Annotated in this window: 23 protein-coding genes, 1 tRNA gene and 1 pseudogene; 9 read left to right on the top strand and 16 right to left on the bottom strand. The window is 72.0% G+C overall.

Annotation, left to right across the window (positions count from 1 at the left end; translation table 11 throughout):
- The 7 genes from CYQ11_RS10770 to CYQ11_RS10740 all read right to left on the bottom strand — a co-directional run bounded on the left by CYQ11_RS10770 (window position 1) and on the right by CYQ11_RS10740 (window position 5507).
- Window positions 1-987: a carbohydrate ABC transporter permease gene (locus CYQ11_RS10770; protein WP_099200410.1), complete on the bottom strand. Its 987-nt coding sequence runs from the start codon at window positions 985-987 to the stop codon at window positions 1-3.
- Complete coding sequence (locus CYQ11_RS10765) at window positions 984-2315, bottom strand: ABC transporter substrate-binding protein (RefSeq protein ID WP_099200411.1); 1332 nt, start codon at window positions 2313-2315, stop codon at window positions 984-986. The genes CYQ11_RS10770 and CYQ11_RS10765 overlap by 4 nt, the downstream gene beginning before the upstream one ends.
- Window positions 2316-2522: a cold-shock protein gene (locus tag CYQ11_RS10760; RefSeq protein ID WP_099200412.1), complete on the bottom strand. Its 207-nt coding sequence runs from the start codon at window positions 2520-2522 to the stop codon at window positions 2316-2318.
- Between the two features lie 146 nt (window positions 2523-2668).
- Window positions 2669-2741: transfer RNA gene (locus CYQ11_RS10755), tRNA-His, on the bottom strand.
- Between the two features lie 128 nt (window positions 2742-2869).
- Window positions 2870-3469: an oligoribonuclease gene (gene orn / locus CYQ11_RS10750; protein WP_099200413.1), complete on the bottom strand. Its 600-nt coding sequence runs from the start codon at window positions 3467-3469 to the stop codon at window positions 2870-2872.
- A gap of 5 nt (window positions 3470-3474) precedes the next feature.
- Window positions 3475-4806 (bottom strand): helix-turn-helix domain-containing protein, encoded by a 1332-nt coding sequence (locus tag CYQ11_RS10745; RefSeq protein ID WP_099200414.1) that lies wholly within the window; start codon window positions 4804-4806, stop codon window positions 3475-3477.
- 368 nt (window positions 4807-5174) lie between these two features.
- The gene (locus CYQ11_RS10740) at window positions 5175-5507 is read right to left on the bottom strand and encodes a hypothetical protein (protein ID WP_398780666.1); all 333 of its coding nucleotides are present in this window, start codon (window positions 5505-5507) and stop codon (window positions 5175-5177) included.
- A 334-nt stretch (window positions 5508-5841) separates the two neighbouring features.
- Between CYQ11_RS10740 and CYQ11_RS10735 the strand changes: the two genes are divergently transcribed.
- Window positions 5842-6363: a universal stress protein gene (locus CYQ11_RS10735; RefSeq protein ID WP_099200416.1), complete on the top strand. Its 522-nt coding sequence runs from the start codon at window positions 5842-5844 to the stop codon at window positions 6361-6363.
- A 402-nt stretch (window positions 6364-6765) separates the two neighbouring features.
- Here CYQ11_RS10735 and glmS read toward each other — a convergent pair whose 3' ends face one another.
- The 7 genes from glmS to CYQ11_RS10700 form a co-directional block, all read right to left on the bottom strand.
- On the bottom strand, window positions 6766-8586 hold the full coding sequence (glmS, locus tag CYQ11_RS10730; RefSeq protein WP_099200417.1) for a glutamine--fructose-6-phosphate transaminase (isomerizing): 1821 nt from the start codon (window positions 8584-8586) through the stop codon (window positions 6766-6768).
- A gap of 117 nt (window positions 8587-8703) precedes the next feature.
- A complete protein-coding gene (locus CYQ11_RS10725) occupies window positions 8704-8979 on the bottom strand; it encodes a hypothetical protein (RefSeq protein WP_099200418.1) in 276 nt (91 codons plus the stop codon).
- Window positions 8980-9065: 86 nt separating this feature from the next.
- Window positions 9066-9983 (bottom strand): DUF4429 domain-containing protein, encoded by a 918-nt coding sequence (locus tag CYQ11_RS10720; protein ID WP_099200419.1) that lies wholly within the window; start codon window positions 9981-9983, stop codon window positions 9066-9068.
- A gap of 72 nt (window positions 9984-10055) precedes the next feature.
- The gene (locus CYQ11_RS10715) at window positions 10056-11222 is read right to left on the bottom strand and encodes an acyl-CoA dehydrogenase family protein (protein ID WP_099200420.1); all 1167 of its coding nucleotides are present in this window, start codon (window positions 11220-11222) and stop codon (window positions 10056-10058) included.
- Between the two features lie 2 nt (window positions 11223-11224).
- On the bottom strand, window positions 11225-12163 hold the full coding sequence (locus CYQ11_RS10710; protein ID WP_099200421.1) for a hydroxymethylglutaryl-CoA lyase: 939 nt from the start codon (window positions 12161-12163) through the stop codon (window positions 11225-11227).
- Window positions 12160-14286, bottom strand: a complete 2127-nt coding sequence (locus CYQ11_RS10705) for an ATP-binding protein (RefSeq protein WP_099200422.1) — start codon at window positions 14284-14286, stop codon at window positions 12160-12162. The genes CYQ11_RS10710 and CYQ11_RS10705 overlap by 4 nt, the downstream gene beginning before the upstream one ends.
- Before the next feature lie 8 nt (window positions 14287-14294).
- Window positions 14295-15911 (bottom strand): carboxyl transferase domain-containing protein, encoded by a 1617-nt coding sequence (locus CYQ11_RS10700; protein ID WP_099200423.1) that lies wholly within the window; start codon window positions 15909-15911, stop codon window positions 14295-14297.
- Window positions 15912-16000: 89 nt separating this feature from the next.
- Here CYQ11_RS10700 and CYQ11_RS10695 point away from each other — a divergent pair, with 89 nt between their 5' ends.
- The 6 genes and pseudogenes from CYQ11_RS10695 to CYQ11_RS10670 all read left to right on the top strand — a co-directional run bounded on the left by CYQ11_RS10695 (window position 16001) and on the right by CYQ11_RS10670 (window position 20700).
- Complete coding sequence (locus CYQ11_RS10695) at window positions 16001-16618, top strand: SACE_7040 family transcriptional regulator (protein WP_099200424.1); 618 nt, start codon at window positions 16001-16003, stop codon at window positions 16616-16618.
- Between the two features lie 177 nt (window positions 16619-16795).
- Entirely contained in the window at window positions 16796-17683 is an 888-nt protein-coding gene (tesB, locus tag CYQ11_RS10690; RefSeq protein ID WP_099200850.1) for an acyl-CoA thioesterase II, read from the top strand.
- An 82-nt stretch (window positions 17684-17765) separates the two neighbouring features.
- The gene (locus CYQ11_RS10685) at window positions 17766-18008 is read left to right on the top strand and encodes a hypothetical protein (protein ID WP_099200425.1); all 243 of its coding nucleotides are present in this window, start codon (window positions 17766-17768) and stop codon (window positions 18006-18008) included.
- A 67-nt stretch (window positions 18009-18075) separates the two neighbouring features.
- Window positions 18076-18904: pseudogene (locus tag CYQ11_RS10680) on the top strand (IS5 family transposase).
- A gap of 128 nt (window positions 18905-19032) precedes the next feature.
- Complete coding sequence (locus tag CYQ11_RS10675; protein WP_086566351.1) at window positions 19033-19368, top strand: hypothetical protein; 336 nt, start codon at window positions 19033-19035, stop codon at window positions 19366-19368.
- 3 nt (window positions 19369-19371) lie between these two features.
- The gene (locus CYQ11_RS10670; RefSeq protein WP_099200426.1) at window positions 19372-20700 is read left to right on the top strand and encodes a hypothetical protein; all 1329 of its coding nucleotides are present in this window, start codon (window positions 19372-19374) and stop codon (window positions 20698-20700) included.
- Between the two features lie 174 nt (window positions 20701-20874).
- On the opposite strand, the gene CYQ11_RS10665 is transcribed toward CYQ11_RS10670, so the two are convergent.
- Together CYQ11_RS10665 and CYQ11_RS10660 are read right to left on the bottom strand one after the other, a co-directional pair.
- On the bottom strand, window positions 20875-22083 hold the full coding sequence (locus tag CYQ11_RS10665) for an IS701 family transposase (RefSeq protein WP_099200427.1): 1209 nt from the start codon (window positions 22081-22083) through the stop codon (window positions 20875-20877).
- 207 nt (window positions 22084-22290) lie between these two features.
- A complete protein-coding gene (locus tag CYQ11_RS10660; RefSeq protein WP_099200428.1) occupies window positions 22291-23082 on the bottom strand; it encodes a phosphatase in 792 nt (263 codons plus the stop codon).
- 184 nt (window positions 23083-23266) lie between these two features.
- Between CYQ11_RS10660 and speB the strand changes: the two genes are divergently transcribed.
- Together speB and kdpB are read left to right on the top strand one after the other, a co-directional pair.
- Entirely contained in the window at window positions 23267-24238 is a 972-nt protein-coding gene (gene speB, locus CYQ11_RS10655) for an agmatinase (RefSeq protein WP_099200429.1), read from the top strand.
- Between the two features lie 162 nt (window positions 24239-24400).
- Window positions 24401-26551: a potassium-transporting ATPase subunit KdpB gene (gene kdpB, locus CYQ11_RS10650; protein WP_099200430.1), complete on the top strand. Its 2151-nt coding sequence runs from the start codon at window positions 24401-24403 to the stop codon at window positions 26549-26551.
- The last annotated feature ends 110 nt before the right edge of the window (window positions 26552-26661 follow it).

Below are 26661 nucleotides of genomic sequence, written 5' to 3'. Positions count from 1 at the left end.
CTATCCGTCCCCGCCGCGCCGCCGCGCGACCAGCCCGCCCACCGCGGCGATCAGCAGCAGGAGCAGGAACATCGTCCAGGCCACGGCCGAGGCCCGCCCGAGGTGGTAGTTGAACCAGCCCTGCTCGTAGAGGTAGAGGCCGAGCGTCTGGAACTGGTGCGAGGCCCCGCCCTTCTGCCCGGCCGCCCCGCCGAAGAGGAGCGGCTCGCCGAAGAGCTGGGTCGCCCCGATCGTCGAGACGACGACCGTGAAGAGGATCGTCGGCCGCAGCGCCGGCACGGTGACGTGCCGGAACTGCTGCCGGCGGGACGCGCCGTCCAGCGCCGCCGACTCGTAGAGCTCGTCCGGCACCGCCTGCATGGCCGCCAGGTAGATCAGCGCGTTGTACCCCGTCCACCGCCAGATCACGATGGAGGCGACCGCGCACTGCGAGCTCCAGGTCCCGTTCTGCCAGTCGACCGGGCCGATGCCCAGCGCACCCAGCGCCCAGTTCACCATGCCGTAGTCACGCCCGTAGAGCAGCACGAAGACCAGCGTCGCCGCGGCCACCGACGTGGCATAGGGCGTCAGCAGCGCGACCCGCCAGAACGTGGCGGCCCGCAGCCGGTGGTGGAGCAGATGGGCCAGGCCCAGCGCCATCAGCAGCTGCGGGACGGTCGAGAGCACACCGATGGTGAAGGTGTTGCGCAGGGCGTTCCAGAAGAAGTCGTTCTCCAGCAGCCGGACGTAGTGGTGCGCCCCGGCCCACTCCGTGTGGTGCAGGGAGGTCAGCTCCACCCGGTGCAACGAGGCCCAGCCCGTGTAGAGGAGGGGGAAGAGCCCGAAGGCGGCGAAGAACAGAAGAAAGGGCGCCACGAACGCGTACGGGCTGTAGCGCAGGTCCCACCGGTAGAGCCGGCCGCGCCAGGGCCCCGGCCGCGACCGGCCGCCCCCGCGCTCCCCGGGCGCGGCCCGGGCGTCCTCCGCGACCGAGGTCGTGGCGGTCATCCGTCCACCACGTTCGCGATCTCCCGCTGCGCCGCCTCCCAGCCCTGCCGGGGGGACCTGCCCTGCTGCTCGACCTGGGCGATGCCGACGTCGGTGAACGCGAGCCCGATCTGCTGCTCCCAGGGGCCGAAGACGAGGGTGGGGATGTCGCGGGCCGCCGCCGTGAAGATCTCCCCGGTGGGGGCGCCGCTGAAGTAGGGGTTCCGCGCCCGGCCGACCTCCGGCATGGCGTACGCGGCGGGGGTGGAGGGGATGCTGGCCTGCCGCTCGAAGAGCCTGGCCTGCTGGGCCGGTGCGGTGAGCCAGACGGCGAGGTCGATCGCGGCGGCCTTGTGCCGGGCCGCCTTCGGGACGCCGATGAAGGAGCCGCCCCAGTTGGCGGGCCGGGGGGCGGCGGCCACGTCCCACTTGTTCCGGCCGGCCGGCCCGGACTTCTCCTTGATGTAGCCGAGCATCCAGGGCGGGCAGGCCACGGTGGCGAAGCGCCCGTTGGCGTACGCCTGGTCCCAGGACTTGTCGAACTGCCTGAGCCGCGCGGTCAGGCCGGTGCGCACCGCCCGCATGGCCAGGTCCCAGGACGCCCTGACGGCCGGGCCGCTCCCGTGGAGGGGCCGGCCGTCGCGGGTGTAGTAGCGCTCGGCGTAGCCGTGGATCGAGGCGTTGTAGAGGCCGGCCGCCGAGTCGCTGAAGACCGTGCCGGCCGGGGCCCGCCTGCGGTAGGCCCTGCCGGCGGCGAGGTACTTCCGCCAGTCACCGGCCCACAGCCTGCCGACCGCCGCCCGGTCGGTGGGCAGCCCGGCCCGCCGGAAGAGGTCCTTCCGGTAACACACGGCGATCGGCCCGATGTCGGTGCCGAGGCCGATGGTCCGGCCGGTGCGCGTGGTGGCCTGGGCCCACTTCCACGGCAGCCAGTCGGACCTGCGGACCCCCTTCGCCCGCGAGAGGTCCTCGAATAACTCCGCCTGCCCCGCCGCCAGCTCGTGGACGTTGCCGACCTCCATGGCCTGGATGTCGGCCAGTCCGGCGCCCGCGGCGAGGTGGGTGAGCAGCTGGGGGTAGTAGACGTCGTTGCGCTCGATCACGCTTTCCTTGATCACCACGTCCGGGTGCAGGCGCTCGTACTCCTCGTAGAGCCCGGCCTGCTTGTAGCCGAACACGCCGAAGGTGCCGATCGAGACGGTGGTCCTGCCGCCGCCCCCGGGTCCGCCCCGGCCGTTACCGCCGTCCTGGGCGCAGCCCCCGAGCAGGCTCGCGGCGAGGACGAGCACGACGCCGATGACGAGGACCACCGCCCGGCGCCGGTACGGACCGCTCGACCACGCCGCCACTCAGCGCTCGGGGACGACGTTCTCGGCCTGTGGGCCCTTGGGCCCCTGGGTGACGTCGTAACTGACCCGCATGTTCTCCTCAAGGGACTTGAAGCCCGTTGCCTGGATGGCGGAGAAGTGGACGAACACGTCCGGGCCTCCGTCGTCCTGGGTGATGAAGCCGAACCCCTTGTCGGCGTTGAACCACTTCACTGTGCCTGTAGCCATCGGTCTGACCCTTCGTCCGGTGCCGACACTTCAGCTTTCCCGGCTACGGGGCGAACTTCCCTCATCCGCGCCGTGCGTCACTCCTGGGGACTACAAAACGACAGGAGCCCGGTCCGCTTTCGCGAACCGGGCTCCTGCTCGGTGAGGGTGAGTAACGGGACTCGAACCCGCGACATCCTGGACCACAACCAGGTGCTCTACCAGCTGAGCTATACCCACCGTGTCCGGTGCGTTTCCCACCGGCCGAGAAAAAGTGTACAGGGTCTTGAGGGGTGCTCGCTCCCGGCTTTCGCCGTGCCGGGAGCGAGCTGCGTCACGTCCCTCGGAACATCACTCCGACAGGCCAGTCACGCGGGCAGGACGTGCCGGGCCGCGATCGCCTTCGCCGTGTCGGAGTCCGGGCCGGGCTGCGGCACGAAGACCGCCTCGCGGTAGTAGCGCAGCTCGGCGATCGATTCGCGGATGTCGGCGAGCGCCCGGTGGTTCCCGCTCTTCTTGGGGCTGCCGAAGTAGGCGCGCGGGTACCAGCGGCGCGCCAGCTCCTTGATCGAGGACACGTCCACGATCCGGTAGTGCAGGTGACTCTCCAGAGCGGGCATGTCCCGCAGCAGGAATCCCCGGTCGGTGCTGACCGAGTTCCCGCAGAGCGGGGCCTTGCCCGGCTCCGGGACGTGCTGGCGGACGTACTCCAGGACCTGGCGCTCCGCTTCCTCGAGCGTGGTCCCGCCGTCCAGCTCCGCCAGCAGCCCGGAGGCCGTGTGCATCTGGCGCACCACCTCGGGCATGGTGGTGAGCGCCTCGGCGGGCGGCCGGATGACGATGTCCACGCCGTCCCCGAGGATGTTCAGCTCAGAGTCGGTGACCAGGGCGGCCACCTCGATGAGCGCGTCGTCCGACAGCGAGAGCCCGGTCATCTCACAGTCGATCCACACCATGCGATCGTTCATGCGTCTCACCCTACGGGGCGTTCCCGCTGGCCGGGCAGGCGTGGGGTGTAGAGGTCGGATTCCGGCTTGCCCGGGTCCGCGGCATTCGCCCCCGGACCACCTCCATGGCCCGGCATATGACCGATATGCCCGCTATGGGGAGGTGCTGCGCCCAGCGGCGCCCCCGTCATCGCGTGGGAGGCCGCCAGAGCCGTGCGGCGCATCGCCATCAGTGACGGCTCGCCCGCGCGCGGTTCGACCGGCTCCGGCCGGTCGAACCGGTCACCGCGCTCCGCACGGTCCGCCCGCTCGCCCCGCTCCGGACGGTCCACCGTGCCGCCCTGCGGACGGCGTGCCCGGTAGGCCGCCCGGTAGGCGGCCGGGGAGGACCCCAGCTGCCGCCGGAAGTGGCCGCGCAGTGCCACCGGCGAGCGGAAGCCGCAGCGCCCGGCGACCTCGTCCACGGAGTAGTCCGAGGTCTCCAGGAGCCGCTGCGCCTGGAGCACCCGCTGAGTGATCAGCCACTGCAGCGGGGCGCTCCCGGTGAGCGAACGGAACCGCCGGTCGAAGGTGCGCCGGCTCATGTACGCGCGGGCCGCCAGCGTCTCCACGTCGAACTGCTCGTGGAGGTGCTCCAGCGCCCAGGCGACGACCTCGGCGAGCGGGTCGGCGCCGATCTCCTCCGGTAAAGACCTGTCGAGGTAGCGCTCCTGCCCGCCACTGCGGCGCGGCGGCACGACGAGGCGGCGGGCCAGGGCCCCCGCGGCGTCGGCGCCGTGGTCGGTGCGGACGATGTGCAGGCACAGGTCGATGCCCGCCGCGGTGCCCGCGGAGGTCAGGACGTCCCCGTCGTCCACGAAGAGCTCCCGCGGGTCCACGTGGACCGACGGATAGCGCTTCGCGAGCGTGGGGGCGTACATCCAGTGGGTGGTGGCGGGCCTGCCGTCGAGCAGTCCGGCGGCGGCCAGTACGAAGGCGCCGGTGCACAGCCCTACGATGCGGGCGCCCTCCTCATGGGCCCGGCGCAGCGCGTCCAGCGCGGCGGCGGGTGGCGGCTGGGTGATCGACCGCCAGGCCGGCACGACGACGGTGCCCGCCCTGGAGAGCGCTTCCAAGCCGTACGGTGCGGTCAGTTCCAGGCCGCCGGTCGTTCGCAATGGCACATCTTCGCCCGCGCACACCAGCAACCGATATCGCGGAACCCCGGCGTCCTGCCGGTCGATCCCGAAGACGGAGAGCGGAATGGAGCTTTCAAAGATAGGGCCGCCGCTGAAAAGCAGCACTGCGACGATCTCCCGGCGGCGGCGTCCGGAGAGCTTGCGCGCCGTCTCCGGTACGGTCGTGGAGTCCTGGCTCATGGCGCTAAGCCCCCCTCGGCGGTCGAGTCCTCTCGGTCCTGCACGTTTCCCCTCGGTCCTGAACGGTTCCCCCGCCGGTCATGGCCAAGATCGAATCTACTGCGTCGTTCGGAGACGCGACGACCAGTTCACCACCCGCCTCTAAGTCGACATGACAACTTGGCGCGAAGCGTTCGATCACGAAGCGTTGCACTTGCAGGGCGCGGTGAAAAGTACGCCTCTCGCCCCTGCCCACACTCCGTAGGCGGGAACCGCCCTGTGCGGTCCTTTCCTTGCTGGTCGACCGGCTGTTTGGAGGGCCTTCGGCCAAGGTGTGAAGTTCGGCCGGAACTTGGCTGAAAACCGTCGGGTGCAGGCGTGCGAGGGGGTCAGTCCAGGGGGTGGCCGGAGCCCGGGCGGCGGGGTCCGCGATGGCTCCCCCCGCCGGTCCGGCCGTGCCGTCCGCGGTGCGACGCGGACTGCTCCGCGAGGGCCCTGGCGGCGGTGCGCTCGGACTGCCGCAGAAGGGCGCGGCAGGCGCAGGTGAGGGCGACCAGGCCGGCCGCGGTGCCGGCGGCGCCGCCGAGGGACTGACCGCACATCAGCAGCACGACCGGGACCAGGGCGCAGCTGAACGCCGCCCAGCGGACCACGTCGCTCACCGGATCGGGGGACCCCCCCTCTGGGGCGTCCTCGCGGGCGACATCACGGGTTCCGGGCACGGAGCGACTCCCTGCTGGCAGCTGCTGGCGGTACTACAACGCCGGTCCGGGGGCGTGAGTCACTGGCCGGTGGGTACCAGGGAGTAGGGCCCGGGCCATTGCGCTACGCGCCGCGCTCGTGCATGCTCCGGGGAACGCCCGCGGGGTCCCGGTCCCGTGCGGCGGCCTCTGGGCAGGCAGCGAGTGTCGCCGTACCCTGGGGGGTAAGCACTTGAAAAGATGAATCCCGGACGGATTTGGCCGTCCAAGATCCATCAGCTGCGCACCCCTCGACAACTCCAACCAGCCCACCGCCGATCCCCTCAGTCCGAGGACTTCCTTCGCCGAGACACCGATGGCCGGTCACGAATTCTCCGAACCTGCGGACCGCAAGCGGATCGCCGATCAGACGGCGCATCCGGAAGCGGCGGAAGAAACACGTCGTTCCTGCGATCCGGCGTTCCAGCACGGCGTCGTGGTGGGCTTCGACGGGTCTACGTCGAGTGAACGCGCGCTTGCGTATGCAATCGGCATGGCGCGCCGTGCCGGCTCCGGTCTGATCATCGTCCACGTGGCCAACCGGCTGCCGACGACCGTCTGGGCGGGCTGTGAACCGCCGGTCTTCGTGGACGTCCCCGATCACCGCACCGAAGTGCTGGGCCTGGAGCTGGCCTGCGCCGACTATTTGTCCGAAGTGCCCTGGATTCTTGTGGAACGTGGCGGGGACATCTGCCATGAACTCGAAGAGGTCGGCAGGGAGTACGCGGCGGACGCGATCGTGGTGGGTTCCACCCACGGCCTGGTCGGCCGGATCTTCGGCTCGGTGGCCGGACGGCTGGCGAGGCGGGCGCAGCGGCCCGTCGTCGTCATCCCCTAGCGGCCGGAGCGCCGGCCGGTGCGGCCAACTTCCTTGGCACCGCGCGGATATGGCGCCGAACGCGGCTTGACAGCGCCGTGAAATCTACTCGCGCGTAGAGGTGGCAGCCGCCGTCGGGCCGGGTACAACACCGGCAGCCGGGCCGGGGGCGACCCCGGCGGACGGCGCTGTGCGTGCCGCCGTGCGGGAGGTGACGGTTCCCGGGACCGGTGGCATCGCCGCCGGCGCGAGGGCGACGCCGGCGCAGGGGAGGCGGTCCCCCGCGCGCGTGGTGGCACGCGCGGGGAACCGTCCCCTTTCTCGCGGCGAAGCCGCCGCCGCTCTCGCGGAGGGGGTCGTTCGCCGCCGGGGTGACCCGGTCGGCGGGCGCGGGGACAGGCCGCTCCCGGACGGGTCACCTGGTCACTCGACCGTGACCGACTTGGCCAGGTTGCGCGGCTTGTCGATGTCACGGCCCATGGCCTTCGCCGTGTAGTAGGCGAAGAGCTGGAGCGGGATGCCCATGAGGATGGCGTCCAGCTCGTCCTCGTTCTTGGGCACCACGATCGTGTGGTCGGCCTTCTCCTGCTCCTGGTGCGCGACGGCGAGGATGCGGCCGCTGCGGGCCTTGATCTCCTCCAGCGCGGCGCGGTTCTTCTCCAGCAGCTCGTCGTTCGGAACGATCGCGACCGTCGGCATGGCGGGCTCGATCAGGGCCAGCGGGCCGTGCTTGAGCTCGGAGGCGGGGTAGGCCTCGGCGTGGATGTACGAGACCTCCTTGAGCTTGAGGGATGCCTCGCGGGCGACCGGGTAGCCCCGGACGCGGCCGATGAACATCATCGACTTGGCCTCGGCGTACTCCTTGGCCAGCTCCTCGATCTGCGCCTCGTTCGCCAGGATCTCCTCGATCTGGGCGGGCAGCTTGCGCAGGCCCTCGATGATCCGCTTGCCGTCGGCGACCGACAGGTCGCGGGTGCGGCCCAGGTGCAGGGCGAGCAGGCCGAAGGAGACCACCATGTTGGTGAAGCACTTGGTGGAGACGACGCAGACCTCGGGGCCGGCGTGGACGTAGATGCCGCCGTCGGTCTCGCGGGCGATCGCCGAGCCGACCACGTTCACCAGGCCGAGGACGCGGGCGCCCTTGCGCTTGAGCTCCTGGACGGCGGCGAGGACGTCGTAGGTCTCACCGGACTGGGACACCGCGATGTAGAGGGTGTCGGGGTCCACGACCGGGTTGCGGTAGCGGAACTCGGACGCCGGCTCGGCGTCGGCGGGGATCCGGGCCAGCTCCTCGATCATCTGGGCGCCGATCTGGCCGGCGTGGTACGAGGTGCCGCAGCCGAGGATCTTCACGCGGCGCACGGCGCGCGCGTCACGGGCGTCCAGGTTCAGGCCGCCCAGGTGCACGGTGGAGAAGCGGTCGTCGATGCGGCCGCGCAGCGCGCGGTCCACGGCCTCGGCCTGCTCGTGGATCTCCTTGTGCATGTACGTGTCGTGGCCGCCCATGTCGTACGACTCGGCCTCCCACTCCACGGTGGTCGGCTGGGCGGAGGTGCGGGAGCCCTCGGTGGTGTACGTGCGGTAGTCGTCGGCCTTGAGGGTGGCCATCTCGCCGTCGTCGAGGGTGACGACCTGGCGGGTGTGGCTGACCAGGGCGGCGACGTCGGAGGAGACGAACATCTCCTTCTCGCCTATGCCCAGCACCACGGGGGAGCCGTTGCGGGCGACGACGATGCGGTCCGGGAAGTCGGCGTGCAGGACGGCGATGCCGTACGTGCCCTCGATGTGGCGGACGGCCTCGCGGACCTTCTCCTCCAGCGTCGCGGCCTCGGAGCGGGCGATGAGGTGGGCGAGGACCTCGGTGTCGGTGTCGGAGACGAAGACGTAGCCCTCCGCCGTCAGCTTGGCGCGCAGGTCGGAGGCGTTGTCGATGATGCCGTTGTGGACGACGGCGACCTTCTCCTCCGCGTCCAGGTGCGGGTGGGCGTTGACGTCGTTCGGCGCGCCGTGGGTGGCCCAGCGGGTGTGGGCGATGCCGGTGGTGCCCGCGAAGCGCTTGGGCAGGCGGGACTCCAGCTCGCGAACGCGACCCTTGGCCTTGGCGGACTTCAGGCCGCCGGCCTTGCCGCTGGCGTGCAGGGCGATGCCGGCGGAGTCGTAGCCGCGGTACTCCAGGCGCTGGAGGCCCTCCAGCAGCAGGGGTGCGACGTCACGCTTGCCGATGTATCCGACAATTCCACACATAGGTGACCCTCCCAGGTAAGCGTTCGATGGTGCTCGGTGCGAAGACGGCGGTGGCGGGCGGCGGGGAAGCGGGAACGGGGCGGCCGTGCGGGACCGTCCCCTGGTGCTCCGGCCGCCTCAGCCGTAGACGATGCGGCGCAGCTGCCGCAGCGAGAGCTCGGGTGGAGCCACCGCGCGGTGCGGCAGCTCGGCCGCGATCCGCTCGAAGATCTCCGCGTTGTTCAGCCCGCCGGACTGTAGCTCGCGGTGGCGGCGACGGACGAATTCCTCGGCCGTCTCGTCGAAGTACGCCAGCACGTCCAGCACCACCCGGGTGGCCTCGCCGCGCTGTAGCGGCGTACTGCGCACCAGGTGGTCGACCAGGTCGTCATGGGACATGCGGCGTTCGAGCACCCGTCGATACTGAGGGGAACGAAAGTGTTTCGCAAGAATCCTGCCCGAAATCGGGCAGGCGCGCCAGTGAATCTGGGGGGATACGACTAGAAACGCTTGAGGATGGCCTGTTTTGCCGCGGTGAACTCCTCGTCCGTGAGGACCCCGGAGTGGTGCAGCTCACCCAGCTCGCGCAGCCGGCGCAGCAGGGCGTCGTGATCGTCGGCGGCCGAGGCGGCCGGGTGCGCGGCCTCGGCGGCGGGGGCCCGGCCCGCGGGGAGGGCGGCGAGCGGCCCGGGCGGCGCCGGCTCGGCGACGGGGGCCGCGCCCGGGTGGGGCAGCCGGGCCACGACGGCGGCGGCCACCAGCGCCATCAGGGCGTCCTTCTTGAAGCCGAACAGTTCCACGGCGTGCGGATCGTGCTTGGGCGGGGCCTCGGTCGGCGCATGGGGCACGGTGAAGCGGAGGTAGCCGTTCTCCAGCCCGGCGGCGGGCTGCCACTCCACGCCGGAGACCTGGGTCACGGGGAGCAGCCGGGTGCCCGACGACTTCTTGCCCTCCTCGGTCTTCCAGTTCCACTCCAGCCGGATCCGCTCGCCGTCGAACGAGGCCGTGCCGTCGCCGGCGCCCACCGAGATCGGCACGGCCGGCCCCGGCAGCAGGTAGCGGTCGGTGGGGCCGGCCGGGACCTGCTCCAGCAGCAGGGCGTTGCGCACCTCGTCGACGAAGTACTCGGCCACGCCCGTGCGGTCCGCGTCGACGGTCAGCTGGTACGGGTCGGCGGACTCCGGCAGCCGGCCGCGGGTCACCTGGGACAGCGGGTCCGCGCCGCCGCGCAGTCGCAGCCGGAGGCGGCCGCCGCGGCGGGCGGGCTCGAAGGCGAGGCCCGCCACCGCCGCGAGCGGGACCGCCAGCTCGCCAAGGGTCTGCCGGAGCACGTGGACCCCGCGCTCCCTGCCGGGCACGATCCGTATCGTGTCGCCGTCGAAGACCCAGGTGCCGTCCGTCTGGAGGATCTCAGCCATGGACGGGATTCTCTCAAACCGATCTTGCCGCAGGGGTGGCGCGGACCACCCCTGCGCCCGGGCGGCACCGGGTCAGTCCGTCAGCCCCAGCTCCCGGGCGATCAGCATGCGCTGCACCTCGCTCGTGCCCTCGCCGATCTCCAGGATCTTGGAGTCGCGCCACATGCGGGCGACCGGGTACTCGTTCATGAAGCCGTAGCCGCCGTGGATCTGGGTGGCCTCGCGGGCGTTGGTGACGGCCACCTCGGAGGAGTAGAGCTTCGCCAGCGCGGCCTCCTTCTTGAAGGGCTCGCCGTGGATCAGCCGGGAGGCCGCGTCCCGCCAGGCCACGCGCGCCGTGTGCGCCCGCATCTCCATGTCGGCGATCTTGAACTGGATGGCCTGGTTGGCGCCGATCGGCCGGCCGAAGGCATGGCGCGTCCCGGCGTAGGAGACGGACTCGTCGACGCAGCCCTGGGCCAGGCCGGTGGCCAGCGCGGAGATCGCCACGCGCCCCTCGTCGAGTATGCGCAGGAACTGGGCGTAGCCGCGGCCCTCCTCGCCCAGCAGGTTGGCGGCCGGCACCCGCACGTCGGAGAAGGACAGCTCGCGGGTGTCCGAGGCGTTCCAGCCGACCTTGGAGTAGGGGGCGGCCACCGTGAAGCCGGGCGTGCCGGACGGCACGATGATCGAGGAGATCAGCGGCTTGCCGTCCTCCTTGCGGCCGGTGACGGCGGTGACGGTCACCAGGCCGGTGATGTCGGTGCCGGAGTTGGTGATGAAGCACTTGGTGCCGTTGATGACCCATTCGCCCGTGGCCTCGTCCCGGCGGGCGGTGGTGCGGGTGCCGCCGGCGTCCGAGCCGCACTCCGGCTCCGTCAGGCCGAACGCGCCCAGCGACTCGCCCGAGCACAGCTTCGGCAGCCACTGCCGCTTCTGCTCCTCGGTGCCGAAGCGGAAGATCGGCATCGCGCCGAGGGAGACGCCCGCTTCCAGGGTGATGGCCACGGAGGAGTCCACCCGGGCCAGCTCTTCGAGGGCCAGGCCGAGAGCCAGGTAGTCGCCGCCCATGCCGCCGTACTCCTCGGGGAACGGCAGGCCGAACAGCCCCATGCGGCCCATCTCCCGCACGATCTCGTACGGGAACTCATGGCGCTCGTAGTAGTCGCCGATCTTGGGGGCGACCACGTCGTGCGCGAACTCCTCGACCGTGCGGCGGAGTTCCTCGTGCTCGGGGGTGAGGCGGTGGTCCAGCGACATGGCTACGGCTCCTGGTGGGAGAGGGCGCGAAGGGTGCGGGACGGGCTGGGTCGGCCCAGGTGGCCGGCCATCCACACGCTGGTGGCGGTGAGGAGGCCGAGGTCGACCCCGGTGGAGACACCGAGGCCGTTGAGCATCCAGACGAGGTCTTCGGTGGCGAGGTTGCCGGTGGCGCTCTTCGCGTACGGGCAGCCGCCGAGGCCGCCGGCGGAGGCGTCGACGGTGGTCACGCCGTGCCGCAGCGCGGCGAGGGCGTTGGCGAGGGCCTGGCCGTAGGTGTCGTGGAAGTGCACGGCCAGCCGGCCGGTCGGCACGCCCGCCTCGTTGAGCGCGGTCAGCAGCGCGGTGACGTGGCCCGGCGTGGCGACGCCGATGGTGTCGCCCAGGCTCAGCTCGTCGCAGCCGAGGTCGAACAGGCGGCGGCTGACGCGGACCGTCTGCTCGATGGGGACGGCGCCCTCCCAGGGATCGCCGAAGCACATGGAGAGGTAGCCGCGCACGCGCGCGCCGGCCTCCCGCGCGGCCGCCACGACGGGGGCGAACATGGCCAGCGACTCGTCCACCGTGCGGTTGAGGTTGGCCTTGGCGAACGCCTCGGTGGCGCTGCCGAAGACGGCGATCTCGCGGGCGCCGAGCGCGAGGGCGCGGTCCAGGCCGCGCTGGTTGGGGACGAGCACGGGGAGCCGGGCCGGCACGTCGCCGAGCATCGGCATCAGCTGCTCGGCGTCGGCCAGCTGGGGCACCCACTTCGGGTGCACGAAGCTGGTCGCCTCCACGGTGTCCAGGCCGGCGGCGGCGAGGCGGTGGACGAACTCGGCCTTGACCTCGGTCGGGACGACCGTCTTCTCGTTCTGCAGGCCGTCCCGGGGGCCGACCTCGTGGATGCGCACGCGCGCGGGGAGCGAGGGGTCGGGGACGGTCATGGGAAGTCCCGTGCTCATGACTCCTCCCGGGGCGTGACGACGGCGAGGACCTGGTCCATGGCGACCGTGCTGCCGGCGGTCACGTCCAGCTCGGTGACCGTGCCGGCGTGCGGGGCGGAGATGACGTGCTCCATCTTCATCGCCTCCACCACGAGCAGGCTCTGGCCGGCGGTGACCTCGTCCCCGACGGCGGCCTTCACGAGGGTGACGGTGCCGGGCATGGGGGCGGTGAGCGTGCCGGCGTGGGCGCCGGCGGCGCCGCCGGTCAGGGCGGCCTGGACGGGGTCGTACGGCAGGAGGTGCCAGGTGTCGCCGTCGTGGGCCAGCCAGACGGCCCCGTCGGGGGCGTGGGCGACGGTGAGGGTGCGGGTGGTGCCGTCGAGCTCAAGGGTGGCTCGTTCGCCGGTCCCGGGCCCTGGGGGCGGCGCGGATTCCGGGAGCGGGCCCCCGGGGCGCCGGGAGGGCAGCAACCTCGCGCTGCCGGAGGCGGCGGGGACGTCCTCTCCCGAGGGCGTCAGCCGGAACTCCGCCTCGGAGGCGGCACCGCGCACGTGGACCGTCACCGGGGCGTGGCCCGGGACGCGGAAGTGGTGGGCCGTCCAGGCGGCTTCACCGCCGAGGCGCCAGCCGCTCGGCACCGAGAACGGGTCCACCCACCCGGCCGGGGGCCGGGGGGCGTGCCCCTCGTTCCGGGAGGGGGCGGGAGCGGGGGACAGCTCCGCCTGGCGCAGCAACCCGCCCGCCACGTACACCTCCTGCGGCACCTCCGCCGGAACGAGCGCCGCCGCGTCCCGGTCGACCAGGCCCGTGTCGAGGTCGCCCGACACGACGGAGGGGTGGGCCAGCAGCCGCCGCAGGAACCCCACGTTCGTGTCCACGCCGAGGACCGTGGTCTCCGCGAGGGCGGCCCTGAGCCGCCGCAGCGCCGTGGCCCGGTCCGGTCCGTGGGCGATCACCTTCGCGAGCATCGGGTCGTACGAGGTGCCGACCTCGACGCCCTCCGAGAGGCCGGAGTCCACCCGGACGCCGTCTCCCGCCGGCTCGCGCAGCAGGCGCACCGTGCCCGCCGACGGCAGGAAGTCGACGCGGTCACCGCTCACGCGGGCCGTCTCGGCGCAGATCCGCGCCTCCACGGCGTGGCCGGTCAGGGTCACGTCCTCCTGGGCGACGCCCAGTCGCTCGCCGGCGGCGACGCGGATCTGCCACTCGACCAGGTCCAGGCCCGTGACCAGCTCCGTCACCGGGTGCTCGACCTGGAGACGGGTGTTCATCTCCATGAAGTAGTACGAGGAGGGGTCGCCGCCCGGGACGATGAACTCCACCGTCCCCGCTCCCGCGTAGCCGCAGGCGCGGGCGGCCTGCACGGCGGCCTCGCCCATGCCGGCGCGCGTGGCGTCGTCCAGCAGGACGCTCGGCGCCTCCTCGATGATCTTCTGGTGCCGCCGTTGCAGCGAGCACTCGCGCTCGCCGAGGTGGACGACGTGGCCGTGGCCGTCCGCCAGGACCTGGATCTCGATGTGCCGGGGCCGGTCGACCCAGCGCTCGACGAGCAGGGTGTCGTCGCCGAAGGAGCCGCGCGCCTCGCGCCGCGCCGCCGCGATCTCCTCGCCCAGCAGCGCCTCGTCCCGCACGAGCCGCATGCCCTTGCCGCCGCCGCCGGCCGACGGCTTCAGCAGCACCGGCATCCCGATCGCGCGCGCCGCCGCGGCCAGCTCGGCGTCGCTCAGGCCGCTGCCCGTCGAGCCCGGCACGACCGGCACGCCCGCGGCCCGCACGGTCTCCTTGGCGCGGATCTTGTCGCCCATCAGCTCGATCGCCGGGGCGGGCGGGCCGATGAAGGCCAGCCCGGCCTCGGCGCAGGCACGCGCGAAGGCGGCGTTCTCGGCGAGGAAGCCGTAGCCGGGGTGCACGGCCTGGGCACCGGAACGCGCGGCCGCGTCCAGCAGGCGCGGTATGGACAGATAGCTCTCCACGGCGGCCGCCGGGCCGATCCGGACGGCGGTGTCGGCCTCGCGGACGTGCCGGGCGTCCGCGTCGGCGTCGCTGAACACGGCGACGGAACGGATGCCGAGCGCGCGCAGCGTGCGGATGACCCGCACGGCGATCTCGCCTCGGTTGGCGACAAGGACAGTCTCGAACATGTTCCGCCTCACATCCGGAAGACGCCGTAGCCGGGCTCGCCCAACGGCGCGTTGGCACACGCGGTCAGGGCCAGACCCAGCACCTGCCGGGTCTCCAGGGGGTCGATGACGCCGTCGTCCCACAGCCGCGCCGTCGCGTAATAGGCGCTGCCCTGCGTCTCGTACTGCTCGCGGACGGGGGCGCGGAAGGCCTCCTCGTCCTCCACGCCCCACTCCTCGCCGCGCGCTTCGAGCTGGTCGCGCTTGACGGTCGCGAGCACCGAGGCGGCCTGCTCGCCGCCCATCACCGAGATCTTGGCGTTGGGCCACATCCACAGGAAGCGGGGGGAGTAGGCCCGTCCGCACATCGAGTAGTTGCCGGCGCCGTAGGAGCCGCCTATGACGACCGTCAGCTTGGGCACGCGCGCGCACGCCACGGCCGTCACCATCTTGGCGCCGTGCTTGGCGATGCCGCCCGCCTCGTACTGCCTGCCGACCATGAAGCCGGAGATGTTCTGGAGGAAGACCAGGGGGATGCCGCGCTGGTCGCACAGCTCGATGAAGTGCGCGCCCTTCTGGGCGGACTCGGAGAAGAGGATGCCGTTGTTGGCGATGACACCAACCGGGTGGCCGTGGATCCGGGCGAAACCGGTCACCAGGGTCTGCCCGAACTCCGCCTTGAACTCGGCGAAGCGTGACCCGTCGACGACGCGGGCGATGACCTCGCGCACGTCGTACGGCGTCCGGGAGTCGACCGGGACCGCGCCGTAGAGGCCCGCCGGGTCGGCCGCGGGCTCCTCCACCGGCTCCACGGACCACGGCAGCTCGCCGCGCGCGGGAAGCGTGGAGACGATGGTGCGGACGATCCGCAGGGCGTGCTCGTCGTTCTCGGCGAGGTGGTCGGTGACGCCCGACACCTTCGAGTGGACCTCGCCGCCGCCCAGTTCCTCGGCCGTGACGACCTCACCGGTCGCGGCCTTCACCAGCGGCGGGCCGCCCAGGAAGATCGTGCCCTGCCCGCGGACGATCACCGCCTCGTCGCTCATGGCCGGCACGTAGGCGCCGCCGGCCGTGCAGGAGCCGAGGACGGCCGCGATCTGCGGGATGCCGGCGCCGGACATACGCGCCTGGTTGTAGAAGATCCGGCCGAAGTGGTCGCGGTCGGGGAAGACCTCGTCCTGCATCGGCAGGAAGGCGCCGCCGGAGTCGACCAGGTACAGGCAGGGGAGCCTGTTCTCCAGGGCGATCTCCTGGGCGCGCAGGTGCTTCTTGACGGTCAGGGGGTAATACGTGCCGCCCTTGACCGTGGCGTCGTTGGCGACGACGACGGTCTCGCGGCCGGACACCCGCCCGATGCCGGCGATGACGCCGGCGGCCGGGGCGGCCCCGCCGTACAGGCCGTCGGCCGCCAGGGGTGCGATCTCCAGGAACGGTGACCCGGGGTCCAGGAGGGCGTCCACGCGGTCGCGCGGCAGCAGCTTCCCGCGCGCGGTGTGCCGGGCGCGCGCCTTCTCGCCCCCGCCCAGGCGCGCGGCGGCGAGCTTCTCGCGCAACCGCGCCACCAGCTCGCGGTGCGCGGCCTCGTTGGCCCGCCAGGCGTCGGACGCCGGATCCACGGCGCTCCCCAGCACCGGTGCCTGCTGCATGTGCTCGAGCTCCCTTGCTCGGTTAATGAGCGTTAACACATCCGCCTTCAGGTTAACGACCACTAACGCCGCTGTCTAGAATTACCTTCGTGAAAGACGCACCGTCCCGTCCCCGGACCGCCTCCGCCCCCACCCGCCGCGAGCAGATCCTGGGCGAGGCCGCCCGGCTCTTCGCCGAGCGCGGCTTCCACGGCGTGGGGGTGGACGAGATAGGGGCCGCGGTCGGCATCAGCGGCCCCGGCCTCTACCGCCACTTCGCCGGCAAGGACGCGATGCTGGCCGAGCTGCTGGTGGGCATCAGCGGGCGGCTCTTCGCCGGTGGCCGGCAGCGCGTCGCCGAGGCCGCCGGGGCGGGTGGCGGCCCGGCCGCCGTGCTCGACTCGCTCATCGACGGCCACATCGACTTCGCCCTCGACGACCGCGCGCTGATCACCCTCCACGACCGCGAGCTGGGCCAGCTGCGCGACAGCGACCGCAAGCTGGTGCGCTCCCTCCAGCGCCAGTACGTCGAGCTGTGGGTCGACGTCGTGCGCCAGCTGTACCCGGGCGCCGCGGAGGCCGAGGCCCGGGCGGCCGTCCACGCCGTCTTCGGGCTGCTCAACTCCACCCCGCACCTCGGCCGCCCCGGCGCCCTGCCCGGCCGCGACGCCACGGCGGCCCTGCTGCGCCGGCTGGCCCTGGGCGCCCTGGCGGCCCTGTCCGGCTGATCCCCGGGCCCCGGGGCGCGGCCGGCCGGCCCCGCACCGAACGGATCTGGACAGCCCGGTGACCGGCGGGTAACTTCCTGCCAGAGGCGCTGAGCAAGCGCTTACCCATGGCGCGGGAGGGCGACAGGCATGCGGCGCACGGAGTGCAACGAGGACCACGGAGGGGACCGCCGGCCCATGACCGAGCCCTCCACACCCCTCGACGACCTCCTCGGCCTGCTGGACCTCGAGCAGATCGAGCAGGACATCTTCCGGGGCACCACCGACCGCCCCATCCTCGTGCCGCGCGTCTTCGGCGGCCAGGTCGCCGCGCAGGCCCTCGTCGCCGCGGGGCGCACGGTTCCGGACGACCGGGCGGCGCACTCGCTGCACTCCTACTTCCTTCGCCCCGGCGACCCTGCCGTGCCCATCGTCTACACCGTCGACCGCATCCGCGACGGGCGCTCCTTCACCACGCGCCGCGTGGTCGCGGTCCAGCACGGCCAGCCCATCTTCCACCTGTCCGCCTCCTTCCAGACGTACGAGGAGGGCCTGGAGCACCAGGAGCCGATGCCGGCCGCCCCGGACCCGGCGTCGCTGCCGACCGCCGCCGAGACGCTCGGCGCCCACGCCGGGCTGCTGGGCGGCCCCGACGTCGTCCGGCGGATCCTGGAGGCGCGCGAGGCGGTGGACCTGCGCTACGTCGACGGGCCGCCGTTCGCCAGCGTGGGCGAGCCCCGCGAGCCGAAGTCGCAGGTCTGGTTCCGGACGAACGGCAAACTGGCCGACGATCCGATGCTGCACGTCTGTCTGGCCACGTACGTCTCGGACATGACGCTCCTGGACTCCGTGCTGCTCGCCCACGGGCGCGGCGGCTGGGCGGTGGGGGACGTGGTCGGCGCGAGCCTGGACCACGCGATGTGGTTCCACCGCCCCTTCCGGGCCGACGAATGGCTGCTCTACGACCAGGAGAGCCCCACGGCGCAGGGCGGCCGGGGCCTGGCCCGCGGGCGGATCTTCACGCAGGACGGGCGGCTGGCGGTGTCGGTCATCCAGGAGGGACTGGTGCGGATACCGCAGGGCTGAGGCGGGCTCGGCAGCCTGTCACGGGAGCCTCCCCGTTACCATTCTGAGTGATCGTCAGGGGACGCACGGGGAGGGGACGCGCATGACGCGCGAAGGCGCGCCGATGGCCATGGCGCTCAGAGGGCTGCTGATGGCAGGGGGCGTGGCCGTGATGGTCCTCGGCGTCGTCCTGCTGTTCTTCTGGCACGCGGAAGTCGTCGAACTCACCGGCGCCCCCAGGCTGGTGTCGGCACTGGGCCTGCGAGCCGCAGAAGCCGCCGTGCTCTACGGCGGCTCCTGGCTGGTCGTCCGGGGCTGGAACGGCGGCCCCCGGCGGAACGGCTAGCGCGTGTCTCTTTGATGGGTTGGTCAGTTGATCGGATGTATCTGTCCGGTTATTGATCACTGATGCGATGTGGGGACGGATCGAGCCGCTGATGCCGGCCGATCCGGTCCGCGGGCGGCGGTGGGCGGACCACCGCCGCACCCTTGAGGCCATCGCGTGGAAGTACCGCACCTGTTCGCCCTGGCGTGATCTTCCCGACGAGCTCGGCTCGTTCCAGACCGCTCACAAGCGGCTGATCCGATGGGCAGTGGACGGCACCTGGGAAATGATCCTCGCCGCTGTCCTGGCGGCAGCGGACGCCGACGACGACATCGACTGGACGGTGTCGGTGGGCTCCACGGTCGTCCGAGCCCACCAGCACGCTGCTGGAGCCCGCAAAAAGGGGCGGCCTGCTTCGGCGAGCCCGCCGATCACGCGCTCGGCCGCTCCCGCGGCGGGCTGAGCACTAAGGTCCACCTGGCCGCGGACGGTCACGCACGCCCCCTGGCCTTCACCATCACCGCAGGCCAGGCCGGTGACGCGCCCGCCTTCGAGACGGTGATGTCCCGCATCCGCGTGCCCCGCACCGGGCCGGGCAGACCCCGGACACGGCCCTTCGCCGTCCTGGCCGACCGCGCGTATTCTTCACGAGCCATCCGCACCCATCTGCGGCATCGAGGCATCCGAGCGGTCATTCCGCAGCCGTCCGACCAGGTCGGCCACCGTCTGAGACGAGGCCGGCTCGGTGGCGTCCGCCCGGCTTCGACCGCGAGGCCTACAAGCAACGCAACACCGTCGAACGCTGCATCAACCGCCTCAAGCAATGGCGCGGCATCGCCACACGCCGCGACAAACTCGCCATCGCCTACCAGGCCGCACTCCACCTCGCCGCCATCCTCATCTGGGCACGACAATAACCAAAGAGACAGAACCTAGCCCCCGAGCCTCTGGCCCAGGGCAGCCGCCCCCGCACACAGCTCCCTACCGCCGATAACACGGCAGTGGCAGACTGGTAAACGGGGCCCCTCCCGGAAGGGGGCGGCGTATGGACCACTCGGACGCGACTCGGCCCCTGGAGGCGTTGCCCGAGATCGAGGAGGCGGCCGCAGCCGAGCTGCTGTCGCAGCTCAAGACCTCGCTCGGTACGTATCAGCAGCTCCTGGACGACCTGCAGGCACAGCGCATCGACTTCGATTCCTTCCGTCGCCAGGCGTTCCGTGCCGGGCTCATCATGCGTGACAACGGCGCTCTGCTCCTCGATCTGTCGACTGCGACCTGGTACTGGTACGACGGCATCCGGCTCCGCACCATGGGCTCCTTCCGGGACCAGGAGCCACCGGCGGACCGGGCGGCGGGCGGATCCGCGGCCGCGGAGGGCTGAGCCATGGCTCCACCGGGAGAGAACCAGGCCCTGCAGACCGCCTTCGAGGCGTGGATCGTCAGGCAGCAGAACAACGCGAGGATCCTGGGCAAGGGCCTGCTGGAGATGGAAGACGCCCTGGCCAACGGCACCAAGCAACTCGGCGATTACTACGGGCCCACCCTGGAGGAAACTGTCGAGGAGCATCTGCAGTCCCTCCGTCAGGCCTTCTCCGCCGCGCAGGCCGACCTGCATGCCGCCGTGGAGGCCGGGGCCGCCGGGTTCAAGGAATTCCTCGCCAACACGGCGAAGTGGTCCCCCCAGGCGATCGCCGCGTTCCTGCAAGACAACGCCACCAAGGTCGGCGGCCTGGGAACCGCTGCCCGCGTCGCCGCCGGCCGCGTGGCGACGGCGGCCCCCGCCGCCGGTGCCGACGCGGCGACGATCGCACCGGGCGCGACCGCCCCCGGCGCGGCAGCCGGCGAAGGAGCCGCTGCAGGCGAGGGGGCCGCACTCGGTGAGGGCGCCGCGGCGGGCGAAGGAGCCGCCCTTGGTGAGGGCGCCGCCCTTGGTGAGGGCGCCGCAGTCGGTGAGGGCGCCGCAGTCGGTGAGGGCGTCGCCGTGGGCGAAGGCGTCGCCGTCGGCGAAGGCATCGCCGCGGGCGAGGCCGTCGCGGCAGGCGAAGCCGTGGGCGGTGCGGCCGCCGCCGAGGGCGTGGGCGGCATCGCGGGGCTCGGCCTCGGCTCACTGCTCACGGGCGGCGTGATCATCCTGGCGCTCGCCGGCGGGGCGGTCTACCTCTGGAACCGCACCCACCAGGAGGCGCCTGCGCACCCGCCGTCCGCCCCGGCCCCGCAGCAGCCCGGCAACCCCGCGCCGGGGAACCCCTCGTCGCCCCAGCCGTCGAACCCGTCCACCCCGTCGAACCCGCAGCCCGCCGCTCCCACGAGCTTCGACGTCAACGGGACGTACAACGGCACCCTGAACGGTGCTCGTTGCGAACAACCCGAGTGCTTCGTGACGATCACCAAGCAGTCCGATCCCTCCGGACCGGGCCCCGACGAGGCCGGGCACATCACCGTCACCCTCACCGAGGTGAACTACACCCCGGCGTTCACCGGGGTGGCCAGCACCGTGAACGAGACGCTGGGACCGATGGACGCGAAGCTGCTCCAGGACGGCACCGTCCAGGGTTCGGGCACGACGACGGACACCGACACCAGCCCCGGCGGCAATACCCGGACCGGGCCGTACACGATCAGCGGGAACATCGCCAACGGTACGACCGGGTCGCCCTCCTACACCCTCACCCTGACCCTGGACGGCCAGTACAGCCTCACGGGCACGCGCTGAGCGCCCCGTAGGGGCGCCGTGGTGCCGCATGACGAAGATCCGCCGGACAGGCCCTAGTAGTGCTTTGTTAGGTGGTGTCGTAGGGCTGCCATGGGACGGTCTGTCGGCAGGTGGGGCAGGTTCCGGTCCAGGTGGCGATGAGCTGCTGGAGGAGGTCCAGGGCCTGGTAGAGGGTCAGGCCCTGGCAGGGGCTTTTGGGTGTGTCCGCTGTTCGGTCAGGAACAGATGGGCGGCAGTGACGAGGGTGACGTGCCGGTGCCAGCCGGCGAACGAGCGGCCCTCGAAGTGGTCCAGGCCCAGGGCTGTTTTCAGCTCGCGGTAGTCATGCTCGATCCGCCACCGGGCTTTCGCCAGACGGATCAGATCCTTGGCGGGGAGGTCGGCCGGCAGGTTCGAGATCCAGTACTTCACTGGTTCGCTTTCGCCCTCGGGCCATTGGGCGATCAGCCAGGACAAGGGGATGGTGCCGTCGGCAGCCGGCTTCGGGCGACGGCCCGCGAGCCGGACGCGCAGGAACACGAAATGCGAGCTCATTGCCGCTTTCGATCCCTTGCGCCAGGTCACGGTCCGCCCACGGCTGCGACCTGCGGCCAGCACATGCTCGCGCAATGACACCGGCCGGGTGCGATAGCGGGGCAGTGGCCTGGGGCCGAGCCCGCCGTATTCACGCTGGTGCGGCACCGCGTCCTGGCCGTGGGCGGTCATCTCGCCCTTGACCTGGAGTACCCAGGCCAGGCCGCGTTCGTCCAGACCGTGACGGAAATCGGCGTTCGCGCCGTAGCCGGTGTCCGCGACCAGGGCAGCAGGCCGCAGCCCGCAGCCGGCGAGTTCGTCGAGCATGTCCAGGGCCAGCTGCCACTTGGCCCGGTGACGCTCGCTGCCGGGGATCCGGCAGGCCTGCCTGCGGACCTGCGCGTCGGGACCGTCCCAGGCAGCGGGCAGGAACAGGCGCCAGGACAGCGGGCACGAGGCCTCCCCGGAGGCGGCATGGACGCTGACACCGATCTGGCAGTTGCCGACCTTGCCTAAAGTGCCGGAGTACTGCCGGGCGACCCCGGGCGAGAAACGGCCGTCCTTGGGGAAACCGGTGTCGTCCACCACCCATACCTGCGGCCGGACCACGGCCACAGCCCTCCACGCCAGCCGGGCCCGCACCTGCTCGACCTGCCAGGTCGAAGACGTCATGAACTGCTGCAGCTGCTGATGATCGACACCAAGCCGCTCAGCCATCGGCTGCATCGACTTCCTGCGGCCGTCCAGCAGCAGCCCCCGCAGATACAACCCGCCCTTCGCCCGCTGATCCCGCCGCACCAACGGCGCGAACACATCCGACACGAACTCCTCTAACCGGCCCCGCACCGCGGCAAGCTCCCCAGCCCTCATACAGCCAGCGAACTACCGCCCACCCACCACGACAAGGGCCACCTAACAAAGCACTACTAGTGACCTGAGTCAGAGATCTTTTGGTAGTTCCGTCCGATGTCGCTGACTCCGATGCGGCGGCCCTATCCTCGGTAGTGCCGGGCCCGTCCGAGAAGCAGAGGCCCGTCGAAGGCTCGCGATCTAACGAAGAATCTCCGACTCAGGTCACTAGGCCGTGACCGCCAGTCCCGCCGCGTCCAGCAGATACGCCGTCATCGGTTCGTAGAAGCGCGGGTCGGCGACGTGGTCGTCCAGCGGCACCGTCACCTGGAGCGTGCCCTCGGCCTCGGCGAGGAAGAGCGCGGGGTCGTTGGAGTCCGCGTAGCCCACGGCGTCGATGCCGCGCTGCGCCGCGCAGCCCGCCCAGCCGTGGTCGGCCACCACGAGGTCCGGCAGCGGGCGGCCCAGGGCCGCCAGGCCGTCGAGGATCGCGGCCATGGGGGCGGGGGAGTGGGTGTGCCACAGCGTCGCCCCGCGCTCGTACACGGCCACGTCCGCCACCTGGTAGACCGAGCCCTCGTCGGCGCGCAGCCCGCTGGGGATGGAGACGATCTCGCATCCCGCCGTCCGCAGAGCTGCCGCCGTCGCACGGTGCACGTCCAGCAGGCCCCCCGGGTGCCCGGTCGCGAACAGCACCCGCTGCCCGCCCTCGGCCGCCTTGCGCAGGAAGGCGGCGGCCCGCTCCAGCGCCGCCACCGTCAGGCCGGGGTCGATCGTGTCCTGCCCCGCGCGGTGGCCGAGGTCGTCACTGACACCGCAGCGCTCGGCCATGACGGCCAGGACGTCCTGCTCGTCCGTCCAGCGGTCGCCGAGCTCCAGGCCGAACCAGAAGTTCCGGTCCCCCTGGGAGAGCCTGCGGTAGTGGTCGAGGTTGTTCTCGCGGGGAGTGGCGACATTCCCCGCGATGCGCGTACGGACGAGGTGATCGATCAGTTCGGTACGGCTGGGTGGTATCGGCATGCCCTCATTCTCCCCCGGGATCACGCGATGGACGTCCTGTCCATATGGCGAAGCCGCACCCTTCAGTTCGTACATGTGCGGATTCCCCCTACCTGCCTACCCTCGGTACGTCCACCCCACCCGCTCCGACGTTGACGCGACCGTGATCCGTCGGCGCCCGTCCGTGATCCGAGAGGCTCCGAGCATGAGCACCCCCGCCCCCCGTGAACCGCGCGGCCCCGTCGACTCCTCCCGCATCCCGCGCTACGCCGGCCCGGCGACCTTCGCCCGGCTGCCCCGCCTCGACGAGGTCGGCACCACCGACGTCGCCGTCGTCGGCGTGCCCTTCGACACCGGCGTCTCCTACCGTCCGGGCGCCCGCTTCGGCGGCAACGCCATCCGTGAGGCCTCCCGCCTCCTGCGCCCGTACAACCCGGCCCAGGACGCCTCCCCGTTCGCCCTCGCACAGGTCGCGGACGCGGGCGACATCGCCGCGAACCCGTTCAACATCGACGAGGCCGTGGAGACCGTCGAGGCGGCGGCCGACGACCTCCTCGGCACCGGCGCCCGCCTGATGACGCTCGGCGGCGACCACACCATCGCGCTGCCGCTGCTGCGCTCGGTCGCCAAGAAGCACGGCCCCGTCGCCCTGCTGCACTTCGACGCGCACCTGGACACCTGGGACACCTACTTCGGCGCCGAGTACACCCACGGCACGCCGTTCCGCCGGGCCGTGGAGGAGGGCATCCTCGACACCGAGGCGCTGTCCCACGTCGGCACGCGCGGCCCGCTGTACGGCAAGAAGGACCTCACCGACGACGAGAAGATGGGCTTCGGCATCGTCACCTCCGCCGACGTCATGCGGCGCGGCGTCGACGAGATCGCCGACCAGCTGCGCCAGCGCGTCGGCGACCGCCCGCTGTACATCTCCATCGACATCGACGTCCTGGACCCGGCCCACGCGCCCGGCACCGGCACGCCGGAGGCGGGCGGCCTGACCTCCCGTGAGCTGCTGGAGATCATCCGCGGCCTGTCCTCCTGCAACCTCGTCTCCGCCGACCTGGTCGAGGTCGCCCCCGCGTACGACCACGCGGAGATCACGTCCGTGGCGGCCTCGCACGCGGCGTACGAGCTGACGACGATCATGTCCCGGCAGATCGCGGCCGCCCGCGGCTGAGGCCCGTCCGGGGCGGGTGGGGCCCGCTCGCGCCGTAAAGAGCGCGTCAGGCCAGGCCCGTCCCCCGACAAGGGCTCGTAAGGGAACCGTCACGGAGCGTGCCGAGACGGTTGGCTGAGGTGATCGTTCCACCTCCGCCGACCGTCGAAGGCCACTCCGCTGATGCTGCACCTGGCTCCCGAACAGCACCCAGAACAGGCCGTCCGCCCACGTCCGTCGGCCCCGGGCGGCGGACGGCGCCGGCACCGCCGCGTGGGCGGCGGGGTCGTCGAGCCCCGGCAGCTGATCGCCTCCTTCCCGGACGCGGTCCGCAAGCTGCACCCGAGGGTGATGGTCAAGCACCCGGTGCTGTTCGTCGTCGAGACCGGCTCGGTCCTCACCACGCTCTCCGCGATCCTCGCCCCCTCGGTCTTCGCCTGGCTCATCAGTGTCTGGCTCTGGCTGACCGTCGTCTTCGCCAACCTGGCCGAGGCCGTCGCCGAGGGACGCGGCAAGGCCCAGGCCGACACCCTGCGCCGCACGCGCGCCGGCACCGTCGCCCGCAGGCTGCGCACCTGGCGGGTGGGCCTGGACCACCGCGCGTGGGTGGAGGAGCGGGTGCCGGCCGGCGACCTGCGGCCGCACGACGTCGTGGTCGTCGAGGCGGGTGAGACCGTCCCCGGTGACGGCGAGGTCGTCGAAGGGATCGCGGCCGTCGACGAGTCGGCCGTCACGGGCGAGTCCGCGCCGGTCCTCCGGGAGTCCGGAGGCGACCGTTCCAGCGTCACCGGCGGCACCCGGGTGCTCTCCGACCGGATCGTCGTGCGGATCACCTCGCGCCCCGGCAACAGCTTCCTCGACCGCATGATCTCCCTGGTCGAGGGCACCAGCCGGCAGAAGACCCCGAACGAGCTCGCGCTCAACATCCTGCTCGCCGCGCTGACCGTCGTCTTCCTCCTCGCCGTGGTCTCGCTCCAGCCCATGGCGAGCTGGGCGGGCGCCCCGCAGAGCATCACCGTGCTCGTCGCCCTGCTGGTCACCCTGATCCCGACCACCATCGGAGCACTGCTCTCCGCCATCGGCATCGCCGGCATGGACCGGCTCGTCCAGCGCAACGTCATCGCCCTCTCCGGCCGGGCCGTGGAGGCCGCCGGCGACGTCGACACCCTGCTCCTCGACAAGACCGGCACGATCACGCTCGGCGACCGGCAGGCGGCCTCCTTCGTCCCGGTCCAGGGCGTCACGCCCGAACTCCTCGCCGACGCCGCCCAGCTGTCCTCGCTCGCCGACGACACCCCCGAGGGTCGGTCCGTCGTCGAGCTCGCCCGGCGGTACGGCGTCCAGCACCACCCCGGGGAGTTCGCACACGGCCGCTTCGTGCCCTTCTCGGCCGAGACGCGGATGAGCGGGGTCGACTTCGCCTTCGAAGGCGAGTTCTGCCGCATCCGCAAGGGCGCAGGCAGCGCGGTCGCCCAGTGGGTCACCCGGCGGGGCGGCCCGGTGCCGGCCGAGGCCGGCTGGATCTGCGACACCATCGCCGCGAGCGGCGGCACGCCCCTGCTCGTCGCCGTCGAGGACCCGGACGGGGCCCGGGTGCTGGGCGCCGTCCACCTCAAGGACGTCGTCAAGCCGGGCATCGCGGAGCGCTTCGCCGCGCTGCGCGCCATGGGCATCAAGACCGTCATGGTCACCGGCGACAACCCGCTCACCGCCAAGGCCGTCGCCGCCGAGGCCGGCGTCGACGACTACCTGGCCGAGGCCACGCCCGAGGCCAAGCTGGCCCGCATCAAGGAGGAACAGGCCGGCGGCAAGCTCGTCGCCATGACCGGTGACGGCACCAACGACGCCCCGGCCCTCGCCCAGGCGGACGTCGGCGTCGCCATGAACACCGGCACCGCGGCCGCCAAGGAGGCCGGGAACATGGTGGACCTGGACTCCAGCCCCACCAAGCTCGTCGAGATCGTCGAGGTCGGCAAGCAGCTGCTGATCACGCGCGGCGCGCTGACGACCTTCTCCATCTGCAACGACGTCGCCAAGTACTTCGCCATCGTCCCCGCCATGTTCGGCGGCGTCGCCGGCTACGAGGGCCTGGAGAAGCTCAACGTCATGGGCCTGCACAGCCCGACCTCCGCCATCGCCTCGGCGATCGTCTTCAACGCCCTGGTCATCGTCGCCCTCATCCCCCTCGCCCTGCGCGGCGTCCGCTACGTGCCCTCCTCCGCTCACGCGCTGTTGCGCCGCAACCTCAGCGTGTACGGGCTGGGCGGCCTGGTGGCGCCGTTCGCCGGCATCAAGGCCATCGACCTGCTCATGCAGTTCGTGCCCGGCATGTAGGACGCGCACGCGCGCGCCGGACGCGACTTTCGTCGCGGCGGGATGAAATCCGCTGCACACGGCGTTGGGGCCTTCCGTCAGCAGTACGAGGGCGGAGACAGCGGGAGGTC

Source organism: Streptomyces cinnamoneus, from assembly GCF_002939475.1.
Taxonomy (GTDB): Bacteria; Actinomycetota; Actinomycetes; order Streptomycetales; family Streptomycetaceae; genus Streptomyces; species Streptomyces cinnamoneus_A.
Note: the sequence above shows the minus strand (reverse complement) of the source record. Positions and strands in the feature narration are given on the sequence as shown.